17 protein-coding genes and 2 pseudogenes are annotated in these 15,467 nt (G+C 63.5%); 9 read left to right on the top strand and 10 right to left on the bottom strand.

The window, feature by feature from the left end:
• Positions 1-130: 130 nt before the first annotated feature.
• The 3 genes from ACSKB8_RS15470 to ACSKB8_RS15460 are packed head-to-tail and all read right to left on the bottom strand — an operon-like array spanning position 131 to position 1,417.
• The gene (locus ACSKB8_RS15470; RefSeq protein WP_438105040.1) at positions 131-643 is read right to left on the bottom strand and encodes an SRPBCC family protein; all 513 of its coding nucleotides are present in this window, start codon (positions 641-643) and stop codon (positions 131-133) included.
• Positions 643-1,110, bottom strand: a complete 468-nt coding sequence (locus ACSKB8_RS15465) for an SRPBCC family protein (RefSeq protein WP_438105038.1) — start codon at positions 1,108-1,110, stop codon at positions 643-645. Before ACSKB8_RS15465 ends, ACSKB8_RS15470 begins: the two co-directional genes overlap by 1 nt.
• Positions 1,103-1,417: an ArsR/SmtB family transcription factor gene (locus ACSKB8_RS15460; protein WP_091898771.1), complete on the bottom strand. Its 315-nt coding sequence runs from the start codon at positions 1,415-1,417 to the stop codon at positions 1,103-1,105. The genes ACSKB8_RS15465 and ACSKB8_RS15460 overlap by 8 nt, the downstream gene beginning before the upstream one ends.
• A 206-nt stretch (positions 1,418-1,623) precedes the next feature.
• Here ACSKB8_RS15460 and ACSKB8_RS15455 point away from each other — a divergent pair, with 206 nt between their 5' ends.
• The 4 genes from ACSKB8_RS15455 to ACSKB8_RS15440 all read left to right on the top strand — a co-directional run bounded on the left by ACSKB8_RS15455 (position 1,624) and on the right by ACSKB8_RS15440 (position 4,365).
• A complete protein-coding gene (locus tag ACSKB8_RS15455) occupies positions 1,624-1,950 on the top strand; it encodes a hypothetical protein (RefSeq protein ID WP_438105036.1) in 327 nt (108 codons plus the stop codon).
• Positions 1,910-2,995 (top strand): LVIVD repeat-containing protein, encoded by a 1,086-nt coding sequence (locus tag ACSKB8_RS15450; RefSeq protein WP_438105034.1) that lies wholly within the window; start codon positions 1,910-1,912, stop codon positions 2,993-2,995. The genes ACSKB8_RS15455 and ACSKB8_RS15450 overlap by 41 nt, the downstream gene beginning before the upstream one ends.
• A gap of 2 nt (positions 2,996-2,997) precedes the next feature.
• Entirely contained in the window at positions 2,998-3,540 is a 543-nt protein-coding gene (locus ACSKB8_RS15445; protein WP_438105032.1) for a hypothetical protein, read from the top strand.
• 204 nt (positions 3,541-3,744) lie between these two features.
• Positions 3,745-4,365, top strand: a complete 621-nt coding sequence (locus ACSKB8_RS15440; RefSeq protein ID WP_176946147.1) for a LysE family translocator — start codon at positions 3,745-3,747, stop codon at positions 4,363-4,365.
• 3 nt (positions 4,366-4,368) lie between these two features.
• Here the strand turns inward: ACSKB8_RS15440 and ACSKB8_RS15435 are convergent, their stop codons facing one another.
• The gene (locus tag ACSKB8_RS15435) at positions 4,369-5,172 is read right to left on the bottom strand and encodes an N-formylglutamate amidohydrolase (protein ID WP_438105030.1); all 804 of its coding nucleotides are present in this window, start codon (positions 5,170-5,172) and stop codon (positions 4,369-4,371) included.
• Between the two features lie 291 nt (positions 5,173-5,463).
• On the opposite strand from ACSKB8_RS15435, the pseudogene ACSKB8_RS15430 reads away from it, so the two are divergent.
• A pseudogene (locus ACSKB8_RS15430) lies at positions 5,464-5,861 on the top strand (gamma-glutamylcyclotransferase family protein).
• Here ACSKB8_RS15430 and ACSKB8_RS15425 read toward each other — a convergent pair.
• From ACSKB8_RS15425 to ACSKB8_RS15415, 3 genes are all read right to left on the bottom strand, one after another.
• Positions 5,858-6,421, bottom strand: coding sequence for a chlorite dismutase family protein (locus tag ACSKB8_RS15425; RefSeq protein ID WP_438105028.1), 564 nt, complete (start codon positions 6,419-6,421; stop codon positions 5,858-5,860). The pseudogene ACSKB8_RS15430 and the gene ACSKB8_RS15425 overlap by 4 nt on opposite strands.
• A 64-nt stretch (positions 6,422-6,485) precedes the next feature.
• A complete protein-coding gene (locus tag ACSKB8_RS15420; protein WP_370986238.1) occupies positions 6,486-6,800 on the bottom strand; it encodes a BrnA antitoxin family protein in 315 nt (104 codons plus the stop codon).
• On the bottom strand, positions 6,748-7,062 hold the full coding sequence (locus ACSKB8_RS15415; RefSeq protein WP_438105026.1) for a BrnT family toxin: 315 nt from the start codon (positions 7,060-7,062) through the stop codon (positions 6,748-6,750). The genes ACSKB8_RS15420 and ACSKB8_RS15415 overlap by 53 nt, the downstream gene beginning before the upstream one ends.
• Positions 7,063-7,317: 255 nt before the next feature.
• Between ACSKB8_RS15415 and dnaG the strand changes: the two are divergent.
• Both dnaG and rpoD read left to right on the top strand, forming a co-directional pair.
• Positions 7,318-9,326, top strand: a pseudogene (gene dnaG, locus ACSKB8_RS15410) (DNA primase).
• A gap of 375 nt (positions 9,327-9,701) precedes the next feature.
• Positions 9,702-11,840, top strand: a complete 2,139-nt coding sequence (rpoD, locus tag ACSKB8_RS15405) for an RNA polymerase sigma factor RpoD (RefSeq protein ID WP_438105024.1) — start codon at positions 9,702-9,704, stop codon at positions 11,838-11,840.
• 154 nt (positions 11,841-11,994) lie between these two features.
• On the opposite strand, the gene ACSKB8_RS15400 is transcribed toward rpoD, so the two are convergent.
• Positions 11,995-12,231, bottom strand: a complete 237-nt coding sequence (locus ACSKB8_RS15400) for a hypothetical protein (protein WP_438105023.1) — start codon at positions 12,229-12,231, stop codon at positions 11,995-11,997.
• A 458-nt stretch (positions 12,232-12,689) separates the two neighbouring features.
• Here ACSKB8_RS15400 and ACSKB8_RS15395 point away from each other — a divergent pair, with 458 nt between their 5' ends.
• Positions 12,690-12,848, top strand: coding sequence for a hypothetical protein (locus ACSKB8_RS15395; protein WP_438105021.1), 159 nt, complete (start codon positions 12,690-12,692; stop codon positions 12,846-12,848).
• Between the two features lie 39 nt (positions 12,849-12,887).
• Here the strand turns inward: ACSKB8_RS15395 and ACSKB8_RS15390 are convergent, their stop codons facing one another.
• Both ACSKB8_RS15390 and ACSKB8_RS15385 read right to left on the bottom strand, forming a co-directional pair.
• Positions 12,888-13,238, bottom strand: coding sequence for a hypothetical protein (locus ACSKB8_RS15390; RefSeq protein WP_438105019.1), 351 nt, complete (start codon positions 13,236-13,238; stop codon positions 12,888-12,890).
• A gap of 131 nt (positions 13,239-13,369) precedes the next feature.
• On the bottom strand, positions 13,370-13,897 hold the full coding sequence (locus tag ACSKB8_RS15385; protein ID WP_438105018.1) for a hypothetical protein: 528 nt from the start codon (positions 13,895-13,897) through the stop codon (positions 13,370-13,372).
• Between the two features lie 157 nt (positions 13,898-14,054).
• Here ACSKB8_RS15385 and ACSKB8_RS15380 point away from each other — a divergent pair, with 157 nt between their 5' ends.
• Entirely contained in the window at positions 14,055-14,858 is an 804-nt protein-coding gene (locus ACSKB8_RS15380) for a lytic murein transglycosylase (RefSeq protein WP_370986233.1), read from the top strand.
• The last annotated feature ends 609 nt before the right edge of the window (positions 14,859-15,467 follow it).

Genomic DNA, 15,467 nt, shown 5'->3' with positions numbered 1-15,467 from the left:
ACCCCAGGGAGCAGTTTGGCGCGAACTGGTCATGACCAGCCTTCGCCAAATCGGCTTTGGTGGCAATGGGTCCTGGATCTGCGCGCCGCTTCGCGGCACTTGTCCAGGACGACAGCGGAGATTGCCGCAACTACGGCGTCTTGATCCCCATCGCCTTCAGCGCATCGAGCATCCGTTGCGGCGGGCCCAGCTTGACGACCAGCGGTTTGCCGGTCTCGAGCAGGCTCTTGAGGCTGGACAGGATCGCTGGCCAGCCGGAGCGCCCGCCTGCAAGAATGTCATCGCTGAGCGGACGATCGTGGCCTTCGATCATGGTGAGCCGGACCGCATCTCCGACCTGTTCGATCTCGTAGGTGACGAGGGTCGGGCCAAGCTTCTCGATCAGATCGGGCCAGTTCACGTTGAACGTGACCGCGAGCTTTCGCGGCGGATCGTAGGCGAGAACCTCGCCGCTGATGTGCACGGCGCCATCGGGCGTGCGCACGATGAACGCACCGCCGAGCCTTGGTTCGACCTCGACGGCATTGCCGAAGAAATATTGCCGGCTGAACTCCGCCGAGGTCAGCGCCTCCCATACCTTCTCCGGCGTGGAGGCGATGTAGATGGTGTAGACGGTGAGCGGCGTGAATTGATCGAGGCTCATCACTCAAATCCTTCGATACCGAGCGCAGCGGGCGGAATCGTGGGCGCCCTGCCGGTCTCCAGCAGGCTCTTGAGCCCGGACAGGATCGCGGGCCAACCCTTGGAGATGCCGTCGAGCAGCTTGCTGCCGGCGGCGAAGCCTTCATGCGTCACCGTCAGCTTCACGAGATTGCCGTGAGGCACGATGGTGAAAACGACTTTCGTCGCCGCCTCGTTCCGCATCTCCTCCATCAGTTCGTGCTTGAACGTATAGGAGAGCCGCCGCGGACGGTCAGCCTCGAGGATCTCGCCGGTGTCCGTGACCTTGCCGCCCATCACGAGGGCAAGGGGCGAGCCGACCTTCCAATCGGACCTGACTTCGGTGTCGAACCAGTACTGCCGCGTGAACGCGCTGTTGGTCAGCGCCTCCCAGACCTTCTCCGGCGTGGTCTCGATATAGGTGACGTAGACGAACTCCGGCTTACTCATCGCGCTTCTCCAACTGACGTTTCAACTCGCTGAGCGCGGCGAGCTTGCCGCGCTCGAACTTCCTGATCCAGCGTTCGCCGATCTGATGGATCGGCACGGGGTTGAGATAGTGCAGCTTCTCGCGGCCATGCCTGATGGTGGTGACGAGGTTGGCCTCCTCCAGAATGGCAAGGTGCTTGGTCACGGCCTGACGCGTCATCGCAAGGCCCTCGCAGAGCTCGTTCAGCGTCTGGCCGTTCCGGGCGTGAAGCCTGTCCAAGAGCGAGCGTCGTGACGCATCGGCGAGCGCTTTGAAGACCTCATCCATGGTCAGATAATAGGCAACCAAATGGTTGCATGTCAAGCGCGGCTTGAGAAATCGTGTTTTGGTCGCGTGCAATCAGCCGTGCTAGCCTCACGCCTCAGCCAACGCAGATTGGTTCCGGGGAGGACTTCATGTTCCGTTGCGTCTTGACTGCTGCCTGCCTCGTCTTTCTTGCTGGCAGCACGGCCGTTCACGCCCAGAAGCAGCAAGTGATCGGCGCGCCGCCGGAATCTTCCAACATGAAGCTGGTCGGCACCAATGATCTCCAAGCGCGCAGCGCCTATCAACCGACCATCCATCATCAGGGCGATCGCTGGATCGCCTATATCGGCCATCACGGCGGCACCGACGACGTGCCCGCGTCCGTCAATCCGATGACGGGCAAGGCCGAACCGAACGGAACGTCCATTGTCGACGTCACCGATCCCGCACATCCAAAATACCTGCGGCATCTGCCGGGGCAGGAAGAGCAAGTACGAATCCGGCGGTGCCCAGATGGTGCGGGTCTGCGACGGCAAGGCGTTGCCGAAGGGTGATCCCAACCCTGTCTACATGCTGCGCACCTTCGGCAGCGAGGCGCATGAGATCTGGAACGTCACGGATCCCGCCAGCCCCGTGCTCATTACCCGCATCGGCGGTTTGAAGGACACGCATAAGAGCTGGTGGGAGTGCGACACCGGCATTGCCTTCCTCGTTTCGGGCGCACCGGACTGGCGCACGCGGCGGATGACGCAGGTCTACGATCTCTCCGATCCCGCGCATCCGCAGAAGATCCGCGACTTCGGCCTGCCCGGGCAGGAGCCCGGCTCGACCGGCGCGGTGCCGACCGAATTGCACGGTCCGATCTCGACCGGGCCCGATGGCAATCGCGTCTATTTCGGCTATGGCACCAACAAGGGCGGCATCTTGCAGATCGTCGATCGCGAAAAGCTCTTGAACGGACCGAAGGAGCCGACGCCGGACAATCTGCGCTATCCGGAGATTTCGCGCATGCCGATGTCCGCCTTCAATGGCGCGCACACCACGTTCCCGATGCTCGATATGCCCATCGCCGAGTTCGCCGAGGACAAGGACGGCAAGACCCGCGACATCGTAATGATCGTGGACGAGGCCATCCTGAACGAATGCGGCGAGGCGCGGCAGATGGTCTGGTTCGCCGACGTCACCACCGAGGCGCGGCCGATGATGATCTCGAGCTACACTGTGCCGGAGGCGAGCGGGCAGTTCTGCCAGCGCGGCGGCCGCTTCGGCTCGCATTCCTCCAACGAGAGCATGGCGCCGGTCTACTACAAGAAGATGGCCTTCATCGCCTTCTTCAATGCCGGCGTGCGCGCGCTCGATATCCGCGATCCCTATCACCCCAAGGAAGTCGGCTATTTCATTCCGTCGATCACGGCTGCCACCGACAAGCGCTGCATCCCGGTCGAAGGCGGCGAGCGCTGCAAGGTCGCGATCCAGACCAACAATGTCGAAACCGACGACCGCGGCTACATCTACATCGTCGATCGCGCCAATACCGGCCTGCATATCCTCGAGCTGACAGGACCGGCGCGCACCGTCGCCGGCCTGCCGAAGAACTGACGATGCGGCGCGGCGTCGCGATAGCAGCAGCGCTGATCGCGTGTGGTGTGTCCGGTGTCGGGGCCTATCAGCTCGCGCCGCCGCCGGTGCACGACTTGGCGCATTGGCGCGAGATCGCCTGGCCGTTTCCGCGCGATGGCTGGCCGGTGGGCCGTGCATTCCGCTGCGATGGCGCCTGCGCGGGCACGGAGCTCTACGTGCGCGCCAAGCGCGGCTTCTGCAATTGCGACCGCGGTGTCGCCGACGATGATGAGGTGGATCGTGTTGCGGACGTCGATCTGATCAGCCCGCGGTTTGCGGCGGCCGCACCGGGTGAGGAGGTGGGGTTTGGCGAGATGCGCGGTCGCGCCAGGCGCTACGATGTCGACATGCCCGATGGCGTTCGTCGCGCCGCCGCCGGTCTCGCGCTGTCGCGCCGCTGCGATCTGCTCGTCGCGGTCGCGCAAGGCGCGGGCGATGCGAACGCCTTGCAGCGCGCGACGCTAGCGTTTCTAGAAACGGAGGAGATGAAGCAATGGATGGTCGCCGCGCTCGATGGAAGGTGATGTTGGTGCGCCCGCTTCCACATTCTCCGCTGTCATCCCCGCGAAGGCGGGGATCCAGTATTCCAGAGACGCTGGTGGGGATACCGAGAGGCCGCGGCTTACTGGATGCCCCGCCTCCGCGGGGCATGACGGCTGTGATTGAGGAGCCTTCCGTTCCCGCCTCCGCCATGCATTAATGCGTACAAACCGCAGCGAGTCCTCCTCATGATGTCCATGCAAGCCTATCTCGCCTTCGTCGCCGCCTGCATTGCGCTGGCGCTGCTGCCGGGGCCGATCGTCACCCTCGTCATCGCCAACGGCCTGCGCCACGGCACGCGTGCAGCACTGACCAATGTCGCCGGCGCGCAAGCTGGTCTCGCCATCGTGATCGGCGTCGTCGCGGTCGGCCTGACCTCGCTGATGGCGACCATGGGCTACTGGTTCGACTGGGTGCGCTTTGCCGGCGCCGCTTATCTGGTCTGGCTCGGCATCAGGCTGATCTGGGCGCCGGTCGAGGGCGTCGGCGTCGACGCGCCGCCTCCGCCGCCGCGCGGCGGCTTCTTCCTGCAAGGATTTCTGGTGCTGCTGTCGAACCCGAAAGTCCTGGTGTTCTTCGGCGCCTTTATCCCGCAGTTCATGGACATGAACCAGCCGCACGTTCCGCAAGTCGCACTGCTGGGCGCCACCTTCATGGTCACGGCGGTCATGACGGACGCGCTCTACGCCATCGCCGCCGGACGCGCCCGCAAATTCTTCTCGGCGCGCCGCACGCGCATGATGTCGCGCATCTCCGGCGGCTTCATGATTGGCGGCGGCATCTGGCTGGCGCTGACAAGGGCGAAGTGAGACCTACACCAACAGCTCCGCCTTCAGCTCGACCTCGATCTCGGCAAAGATCCGCGCCAGCCGCTCGGCCCATTGCTGCTGGCCGGACTGGTCGGCGATCAGATCCTGGCGGATCTCGATGCCGGTGTTGACGAGGCCGCGCGCCTCGCCGTGCACGGGGATGGTGTAGTCGGTGTGGTCGCTTACCGCATAGGGCTCGTTGTCGCCGACGACGAGGTCGCTTTCAGCGCGGAGATGTTTCAAGAGCAGCTGCGGCAGCACGGTGTCGCGGTTATACAGGGCGCCGATGTGCCAGGGCCGCGCGACGCCGGCATAGACCGGCGTAAAACTGTGCAGCGACACCAGCACCGTCGGTTGCTTGCCGTGCAGGCGGCGGGCAATCGCGGCATCAATGCGATGATGATAGGGCACAAAAATCTCGCGCCGCCGCGCCTCGCGCTCCCATTCCGAAATGCCCTCGTTGCGCGGGATCGCGGTGGCTTCGGAAATCACGGGAATTGAGCTCGCCACGGCGGGCGGGCGGTTGCAATCGATCACGAGCCGCGAGTAGCGCTGCGCGATCAGATGCGCGTCGAGCATTTTTGCGAGCCGCTCGGCGACGCCGGCGATGCCGATGTCCCAGGCAATGTGCCTGACAAGATCGCTTTCCGCGATGCCGAGATCGCCCAGCGCGCCCGGCAGCACCCGTCCGTAGTGATCCGCGGTGAGCAGGAAGGGCGATTGGCCTCCCGTATTCACCTCGTGCACCGGCGCAATGTCGCCCTCGCCGAGGAGCTGATCGGTCGCGTCGGCGGTGTCTAAAGCCATCCTGATTGCCTATGGAAAAAAGTCGCCCTGAAAGTCGATGGGAAATCGGTATAGATTGGTTCGCTTCAAATCACCATGCTTCACCGAGGATGCCGCTGAGAGCGTCATTGCCTACACATCGTCGTCCTGGCGAAGGCCAGGACCCATTACCCCGGCTGCCCGTGTGGCCCGAAACTGGGGCGATCAGATTGCCCATTGCTGCGTTCGGTGGCTATGGGTCCTGGCCTTCGCCAGGACGACAGCGAATATGTGGCGCTGTCGTTCCGCATCATTGCCAGTTATAGATTCCCCATGACCACCGATCGACTTTTCGTCTACGGCACCCTGATGCGCGGCTTTGATCATCCGATGGCGCGGCTGCTTGCGGCTCATGCGGATTTCCTGGGGAAGCGACCTGCCGCGGCAGGCTCGTCCTAGTGAAGCATTATCCGGGGCTGCTGCTGTCGGACGCGCCGTCCGACATCGTTCATGGCGAGCTCTTTCACTTGCGGGCGGGCGACGAGCTCTTGCGCGAGCTCGATATGTATGAGGCCTGCGGCGAGGGCTTTCCGGAGCCGACCGAATATCTGCGCAGGCTGATCGACGTGACACTGCCGGACGGCACCACCGAGACGGCCTGGACCTACATCTACAATTGGCCCGTCACCGATCTGCCGCGCATAGAGTCCGGCCGCTTCCTCGACTACTAAGCCGACAGCACCTCCTTCACCATGCGCAGGTCGACTTCGCGCTCGACGTAACTCCACTCCTCGGTCCGTCGCAGCATCGCCACCAGCTCTTCGAACAACTCGGCATGAACCGGTGCGAACTCGAACCAGGTCAGGAAGTCGAAGGGCTCGCCGAGGTCGCGGCAATGATAGAGCTGCCGCGCGATCGCGGGCAGGTAGCGCAGGCTGCTCGCGATGTGGTGCGATCTGTCCTCGAAGATCTTGCGCCGCTCTTCTTGCGTCAGCTCCCACCAGGCCTGCGACTTGCGGATCGGGATCAGCGCTGCGCTGGTCGCCTCTAACCGGCCGAGGCCGGCCTGCACAGCTACGAGCTGCTCCTTCTCAGGCCGCTCGGTGTAACGCAAGCTGCTCGTGACGCCGACCAGCCGCCAGGCATTGCGCGAGGGCACCAGCGGCAACGAGACGGCTTCGCTGTCGGTGACCGACAGCGCCGGCACGAAGGGCAGGGGCTCGCCCGTCACAGGCGAAATCGAGGTCACACGCCAGCCCCCGCTCTGGCCGCCTCGAAAGGTCCTGAACATGGGGGGTATGGAAGCGTGGAACCGGGCGCGGTTCAAGGCCTCTTTTACCAGCTTTCGCTCCGGATCAGGCGCGCTTCTTCGGCTTGGACTTCTGCTGCATGTAGGAGCGCAGCACCGCATTCATGCGCCGCTGATAGCCCTCGCCCTCGCGCTTGAAGAAATCGAGGACGTCCTCGTCGACGCGGATGGAGATGGCCTTTTTCTTCGGAGGGATCACCAGCACGGCGTCCGACCAATCGATGTCGATGGGGGCAGCATCAGGATCCTCTGCGACCGCCTTGGCAATGTCTTCATCGGTCAGTGCATCGACGCGCGCCCAGTCAGTCTTACCCTTGCGGCGATCGCCCCATGCCCTTGTTACGATACGCTCTTTCTTCATTTTTCCGTGCGCGGCGTGCGGAGATTATTCGAAGGATGTTTGCGCGCCGCGTAAAGGCGACGGCAATCAGCCTCTCCTCCAAGATACCTATCGCGAGCCAGCGTTCCTCATTGTGGCGATCGGATCGACGAAGAAGAAGCGGTCTATCGAAAACCTCAATTGCATCTTCAAAGTCGATTCCATGCTTGACGAGGTTTGAATTCTTCTTGTCCTCGTCCCATTCGAGTCCATCGAACGATTCACGATCGAACCTGTCTGACATCCTTGGAATCCGTGTAGTAGTCGGTTTGCGTCCGCTACCCTCCGGCGTTCCACTCCATCGCATCTTTTTCGATAGTCGCTTGTATATACGATTGTATATCCGCAGTCAACGATTTTGTTTCGGCCGCTGCTGGGTGCTCGGCTGTGAACAGCGCGGATAACCCGGATAACCCGCTTAAACCTGACTTCTGGCCCAGCCGCACCTATATCCCTAACCTTTCGCCCGACTCACCCGGTTTCGCGCTACACACACGCCATGCGCTTCACGCCTCAATTCCTCGACGAGCTTCGTGCCCGGCTTTCGGTCTCCGAAGTCGTGGGCAAGCGCGTCAAGCTGAAGAAGGCGGGGCGGGAGTGGAAGGGGCTGTCGCCGTTCCAGCAGGAGAAGACGCCGTCCTTCTACGTCAACGACCAGAAGGGATTTTACCACGACTTCTCCTCCGGCAAGCACGGCGACATCATCACCTTCGTGATGGAGACCGACGGCGTGCCGTTCGCGGAGGCCGTCGAGCGGCTCGCGGGCATGGCGGGCCTGCCGCTGCCGGCGGTGACGCCCGATGCGGCCCGGTATGAGCAGCGGCGCAAATCGCTGCATGACGTCATGGATCTTGCGGCAAAATTCTTTGCGGAGACGCTGGCCTCGCGCGTGGGGGCGAAAGCGCGCGGCTATCTCGCCGACCGCGCCATCTCACCCGCAACGCAATTGCAGTTCCGCCTCGGCTATGCTTCGCCCGACCGCTTCGCGCTGAAGGAGCATCTCGGCAAGCTCGGCGTCTCCGTCGACGACATGGTCGAGACAGGCCTCTTGATTGGCGGCGACGACATTCCCGTGCCGTACGACCGCTTCCGCGACCGCGTGATGTTTCCGATCACGGACTTGCGCGGCCGCGTCATCGCCTTCGGCGGGCGCGCGCTGGAGAAGGATGTTCCGGCCAAATATCTGAACTCGCCGGAGACGCCGCTCTTCCACAAGGGCGACAATCTCTACAACCATCAGACCGCGCGCGCCGCATCCCACAACGGCGCGCCGCTGATCGTGGTCGAAGGCTATGTCGACGTCATCGCCATGGTCACCGCGGGCTTCGCAGGCGCCGTCGCGCCGCTCGGCACCGCGCTCACCGAAAGCCAGCTCGCGCTGCTCTGGAAGATGGCGGACGAGCCGATCCTCTGCTTCGACGGCGACCGCGCCGGACAAAAGGCGGCGTATCGCGCCGCCGACCTCGCGCTGCCCTTCCTCGCACCCGGCAAGAGCTTGCGCTTTGCGCTGCTGCCGGAAGGGCAGGACCCCGACGATCTCGTGCGCTCGGGCGGGCGCGGCGCGATCGAGGAGGTGATCGCGGCGGCGCGTCCGCTCGCCGACATGATCTGGTCGCGCGAGCTCGAAGGCGGCAATTTCGCCACGCCGGAGCGCCGCGCCGCGCTGGAGGCGCGCATCAAGGAGCTGTCCAACGGCATCCGCGACGAGGTGGTGCGGCGCTATTACCGCGACGACTTCGCCGACCGGCTGCAGCGCGCCTTCGCGCCCGAGGGCGGGCGCGGCGGCTTTGGTGGCCGGGGCAATTTCCGCGGCAATTCCGGCCGGTCCTTCCAGCCGAGGAGTGGGGGAGGTGCGAATCGATTCGGTGGCCAGGGATTTGGTGGAGGCCGCCGCGGCCCGCCCGGTCCCGTGCCGCTGCCCTCGGGTCCCTACCAGGCGGCGAGCCCGCAGCTGGCGGCAAGCCCGATCATGCGCGGCCAGCGGAGCGCCATCTCCCGCCGGGAAGCCCTCATCCTGCAATGCCTGATCAACCACCCCTGGCTGCTGCATGAGCACCTCGAGGAGGTCGCCGCCCTGGAGCTGGCCCATCCCGAAGCCCATAAGCTCCGGGCCGGCATCATCGCCGCCTTTGCCAACGACCATCACCACTCAGCGGACCCCGGCGAGCAGGCCGAGAAGATGCGCGGCGACCTCGAAAAGGGCGGATTTTCTCAAACTCTTCAAAGGGTTGAGAACGGTATCACGACCGCGGCGGTGTGGGGCGCCCGCGAGGGCGCCGCGCGAGACGACGTTCTTGCCACCTGGCATCAGCTGGTTGCCTTGCATCGGCAATGGCATTCACTACTTAGAGAGCTGAAAGACGCCGAGCTGGCCTTGGGGAGGACCCCAGCGAGGCCAATTTGGCATGGCTGCGTGACGTCAAGGCTCGGATAGGCGAAGTCGACGGTACCGAGGCCCTGATCGAGGGTTTTGGTGAGCTGTCGGGCCGGCTCCAGAAGAGCATGTGATGAAGAATCATGCGGACGGCCGCGGCCGAAACCGCTAAAAGACTCGCCAAATCCTGGGTTTGGCGGCAAAAACAGGGTTAATCGAGGCTTAACGGTCTTGTAGCACTTTGGCCCAGAGGCGGCCGCAGGCAGAACAGACGCGTCAGGAATGAATCCGCGCGAACACTGTTGGCACTACACCTGCATCCGCTGCGGCAAAGAGGCTCACGAAGCGTTAGGCAAATCCGGCGAGAGAAAGTTGGGGGTGGCGAGAGACATGTGCGCCGCCCTTTCCGTGTCGAGAGCTGCCGAAGCGAGAGCGTCGAGCAACAGGTTCATGTGAATTCAGGCAGGCGGGGCGCGCCGTCTGCATTGAAGCGCGTTTAGGAGCAATGGATGGCCACCAAGGCAAAGACGCTGCAGGCGAAGGACAAGGAAAAAGACGACAAGGCAGCGGATGCGCCGGAGAAGGACTCCCAGGACGCGCCCTCGCCCTTGCTCGACCTGTCCGACGCCGCCGTGAAGAAGATGATCAAGCAGGCCAAGAAGCGCGGCTTCGTGACCTTCGATCAGCTCAACGAAGTCTTGCCGTCCGACCAGACCTCGCCCGAACAGATCGAGGACATCATGTCGATGCTCTCGGACATGGGCATCAACGTCACCGAAGCCGACGACACCGAAGGCGAGGACGAGAAGGACGAGGCCGACGACGAGACCGATAACGAGCTCGTCGAGGTCACCCAGAAGGCCGTCACCGAGGTCAAGAAGAGCGAGCCGGGCGAGCGCACCGACGATCCCGTGCGCATGTATCTGCGCGAGATGGGCACGGTCGAGCTGCTGTCCCGCGAAGGCGAAATCGCCATTGCCAAGCGCATCGAGGCCGGCCGTGAGGCGATGATCGCAGGGCTCTGCGAAAGCCCGCTGACCTTCCAGGCCATCATCATCTGGCGCGACGAGCTCAACGAAGGCAAGATCTTCCTCCGCGACATCATCGATCTCGAAGCGACTTATGCCGGCCCCGACGCCAAGGGCGGCATGAACACCGCGATGATTGCCGGCCCCAACGGCGAGGGCGGCGAAGCGTCGACTGAGGGTAGCGACGCCACCGCGTCCACAGCTGCCCCCGCGCATGTCGCCCCGCCCGCTGCGCCCCGTCGCCGACCCCGTTCCGCGCCGCACCGGCCGCCGCTGGCACTGAGGCCGGCGAGGAGAAGGATCCGGGCGAGGCCGCCGCCGAAGCCGACATGGACGACGACGAGTTCGAGAACCAGATGTCGCTCGCGGCGATCGAGGCCGAGCTCAAGCCGAAGGTGGTCGAGATCTTCGACAAGATCGCCGACAGCTACAAGAAGCTGCGCAAGCTTCAGGAGCAGGACATCCAGAACCAGCTCCAGAACGAGTTGCTCACCGCACCAGGAGCGCAAGTACAAGAAGCTGAAGGACGAGATCATCGTCGAAGTGAAGTCGCTGCGCCTGAACCAGGCCCGCATCGACTCGCTCGTCGAGCAGCTCTACGACATCAACAAGCGCCTCGTCTCGCACGAGGGCCGCCTGATGCGCCTTGCCGACAGCCACGGCGTCGCGCGCGAAGACTTTTTGCGCAACTACACCGGTTCTGAATTGGACCCGCGCTGGCTCAATCGTGTCTCAAAACTGTCGGCCAAGGGCTGGAAGAATTTTGTTCACCACGAGAAGGACCGCATCAAGGACCTCCGTCACGAGGTGCATCAGCTCGCCGCGCTGACCGGCCTCGAGATCGTCGAGTTCCGCAAGATCGTGCACTCCGTGCAGAAGGGCGAGCGCGAAGCACGTCAGGCCAAGAAGGAGATGGTGGAAGCCAACCTCCGTCTCGTGATCTCGATCGCGAAGAAATACACCAACCGCGGCCTGCAGTTCCTCGACCTGATCCAGGAAGGCAACATCGGCCTGATGAAGGCGGTCGACAAGTTCGAGTATCGCCGCGGCTACAAGTTCTCGACCTACGCCACGTGGTGGATCCGGCAGGCGATCACGCGCTCGATCGCCGACCAGGCGCGCACCATCCGTATCCCAGTGCACATGATCGAGACGATCAACAAGATCGTGCGCACGTCCCGCCAGATGCTCAACGAGATCGGCCGCGAGCCGACCCCGGAAGAGCTGGCCGAGAAGCTTGGCATGCCCCTGGAGAAGGTCCGCAAGGTCCTCAAGATCGCCAAGGAGCCGCTGTCGTTGGAGACGCCGGTCGGTGACGAAGAGGATTCACACCTCGGCGATTTCATCGAGGACAAGAACGCGATCCTCCCGATCGACGCCGCGATCCAGTCCAACCTGCGCGAGACCACCACGCGCGTGCTGGCCTCGCTCACCCCGCGCGAAGAGCGCGTCCTGCGCATGCGCTTCGGCATCGGCATGAACACCGACCACACGCTGGAAGAAGTCGGCCAGCAGTTCTCGGTGACGCGCGAACGCATCCGCCAGATCGAAGCGAAGGCGCTGCGCAAGCTGAAGCATCCGTCGCGGTCGCGGAAGCTGCGGAGCTTCTTGGATAATTGATCGTAGGCAGCGATCCAAAGCAAAACGGCGGGCGTTGGCCCGCCGTTTTTGTTTTGTCGTCATTGCGAGCGCAGCGAAGCAATCCAGAGTTTTTCCGCAGAGGCATTTCTGGATTGCTTCGCTGCGCTCGCAATGACGTGGAGAAGCTGAAGGCCTACTTCTTCTTCGCCCCCACCCGCTCGATCCGCTTGATCTCGAGCGCGGGACGACCGGACTTTTCCGCGATCTCGCGGTCCTGCTCGATGATGAAGCCGCGCGCAGGCTCGTCGCCGTCGAGGCCGCCGAGCAACTCAGCGGGCACGCGGCGATTGGAGCGTTGTGAGCCGTCTTCATAGACGACGTTGAAAAAGGCGAACTCGCCTTTGGGATTGGTTCCGGGTTTTTTTGCCATGGCGGCTTGTCGTCGATCAGGGGGCCGCAGTCAAATGACTTCGGCGGCTGTCGACAGATGCGATCCCGAGTGAAGGCTTCTGGTCTCGCGGAATGCCGTGGCTCCTCACCCGGATTGCTCAGGCGCTCAATTGCGCGCCATGGCAAATCCGACCTCTCCCCGTCGGGGAGAGGTGAATCACGGACAGTCGAGCAAACCATCACGTTCTGGACTGGTCAGAAGCGGGCTTGGCTTGACCGCGATTGCATATCGACGAGCAGCGCCAGGCGCCTGCTGCGGTGGCTTCGAGGAAACCCTCAGCCTCAATAAACGGCGGGCCGAAAAGCCCGCCGTTCATTTGGTCTTCAGTGTCGCCCGGGGCTGGCGGGGCGACAACCTAAAATAGAATTCTATAGAACGCGCCACGCGATGGCAAGGCAAATCATTGCGGCGTTGATGTCGCAGCGGGCGGATCAGATATGCGCTGGTCGTGGCATGCGGTTTTGATGCGCGTCGCAACAATTGCTTGGATCATCACTTTTGTTCATCTTGCCTGCCATCGCAAGGCAGCGCGGCTGGCACGCTTTGTAGCAAAGCGCGCCGGCCTGCACGCCTTCCCACGTGTGCAGGTGGTGTGATCCGATGTGCAAAAGCGAGTTCCATCACCTGCGCATATCTCAAGGTGTGCGCCTGCGCGGCACAAGTTCCTGCGCGGCGAGCCGCGATCCGTGTCCGCGGTCATGCCCGCTGCGCTCTTCCTTGCGACCCTGCGCCATGATCGCGCTGCCCATCGCGGCGGAGCCGAAGGTGATGAGGAAGCACGCGAGCAGCAGCGCAAGCGCGATGCCGGGCGAACGGTCGGCGAAGATCAGCTCGCGCAGATGTCCGGGATTGAGCCAGAGCAGTCCGCCGACGAGCAGCGCCGCAGCGCAGGCGCCGATCGCGAGGTTGATGGCGAGCAGGCGGAAGAGGGGGATGCGGAGGAGGGCGCGGCGAGCTGGACGAGGAGGCCGCTGGCGGTGGGACATGGGTGATTGCCTCACGGGCACTTGACGCAGAAGCCGAACGCGCCGTCCGACCATGGGCATCATAGCGGCTAGTTTCTCGTTCGTCCTTGCGACGCGCCCCGAAATGACCGGGGTGTGCGCCGCCCTTTATCTCACGCCGCCGGCGCAACCCGGCTGTCGGCCTCGCGCTCCTGCGCCGCCTGCTGGCGCTCCATCATGGTCTGCCACAGCGTTGCGATGCTCACTTGCGTCTGCGGTGCGATCAGGCAGTGGCCCTCATTGTCGAAATCGCAAAACCGCACCGACGGATCCTTCTTCACCTCGGTCAGCGCCTGGTTGATCATCTCCAGGCAGGTTATGACCTGGCCAACGTCCTGAAGTCGCGTGTGGTGCAGGATGTCCATCAGGCGGACCATGATCACCGCGGGCTGGCCGAAGCTGATGCCGGGACGGCCGAGCTCGAACAGCACGTTCACCGCGGGAAATACGCCGCGGATGTGCTCGAGCACGCTGGCCATGTCCTCCACGCTACAGGCGACGAGATGGGCGGCCTGCGGCGGGGCGGCGGCCGGCGTCCGCGGCGCGAGGCCGAGCGCGGCGATTACCTCCTGCTCGATCCATTGCTGCACTGGTGCGGGGGCATTGCGGATCTGCTCGGCGGTCAAGGTAATTCCGGTCATTGGCTGGTCTCCTGGGCGGCTCTCCTGTTCGCTGCAATCTAGAAAGCAGGGCGCGAGATACGTTGATGCGGATCAAGCGCGCCGCTTTGACGGTTCCCGCTTTCCCGGGCATGATCCGCGCCGCTTCACGCCAGGATTTTGGGGGGGATTGCTCCACATGCCGAGACTGCTTCTCGCCGCCGCGTTCGTCGTTTGTCTGGCCGGGTCGGCGCAGGCCGCGCGCTGCGGCGGCGACTTCAACAGCTTTGTCGCAACCATGGCGTCAGAAGCGCAAGGAGCCGGCGTCTCGGCAAGCGTGACCAATGCGGCGCTCAGCGGTGTGACCCCCGATGGCGCCGTGCTCGCCTTCGACCGCCGCCAGCGTCACACCTTCAATAAGAGTTTTGAGCAGTATGTCTCGACCCGCGTCGGCCCTGGCCGCATCAACGGCGGGCGGGCGCTGCTCCAGCGTCATGCCGCGCTGCTGTCGCGCATCGAGCAGCAGTTCGGCGTGCCGCGCTATATCCTGGTCGCAATCTGGGGACTGGAGAGCGATTTCGGCAAGGGCGACACCGGCAAGCTGCCGGTGATCAAGACGCTGGCGACGCTCGCGCATGACTGCCGCCGCACCGATCTGTTCCAGGGCGAGCTGCTCGCCGCGCTCAAAATCGTGCAGCGCGGCGACCTGCCGCTGCGCGACCTCATCGGCGCCTATGCCGGCGAGATCGGCCAGACCCAGTTCCTGCCGTCGTCCTACATCAAATACGGCGTCGATTTCGACGGCGACGGCCATGTCGACCTCCGCCACAGCGTCGCCGACGTGCTCGCCTCGACCGCGAACCTGCTCCACACCAGCGGCTTCAAGATGGGCCAGCCCTATGGCGAAGGCACCGCCAATTTCGAAGCGATGCGCGAGTGGAACAGGGCGGTGGTCTATAGGAAGACCATCGGGTATTTCGCGGATCGTTTGATGGGGCAGTGAGGGGCGACAGCCGCGGTCGTCATTGCGAGCGAAGCGACTTGTCCGCCGAAGCCTTTGGTGAAGGCGGAAGCAATCCAGAATCTCGCCGCGGAGACAGCCTGGATTGCTTCGTCGCAAGAGCTCCTCGCAATGACGGTTGAGAGTCGCGCGCGATCTCTCCCCCATCGTCGTCCTGGCGAAGGCCAGGACCCATTACCCCAGGGAGGAGTTTGGCGACGACTGGCATTCACTTGCATTGGCTGAGTAACTGCCAGCCTTCGTCAAATAGGATTCGGTGGCTATGGGTCCTGGCTCCCGTGCGCAATTGCGCACTAGGCCAGGACGACGGCGGAGGATGTCGTGCCGCTGTCGTACCAAGCGACTACTTGCCTTTCGCCATCTTCTCCAGCCTCCGCTGCAACGGAGGTCACAGCCGCGCTGCGCAAGCTCAATGGCTAACCGTACGGCCGATGCCGCTTGCCGCTCTCATGATGGCCGGCCTGCGAATCCCAGTCATGAGGTTCCCAGTCACGCACTGAGGGCGGGAACCATGATTTACATTTTTTCAGAATGGAACTGAACAATGGCCGAGTTGGACCTTTAACATGTGTTACGTGAGCAAATATTGGG

The sequence above is a fragment of the Bradyrhizobium sp. BR 1432 genome, from assembly GCF_051547705.1.
Classification (GTDB): Bacteria; Pseudomonadota; Alphaproteobacteria; order Rhizobiales; family Xanthobacteraceae; genus Bradyrhizobium; species Bradyrhizobium zhanjiangense.
The sequence above is the reverse complement of the archived record's forward strand: the minus strand, read 5'-3'. Positions and strand labels throughout refer to the sequence as shown.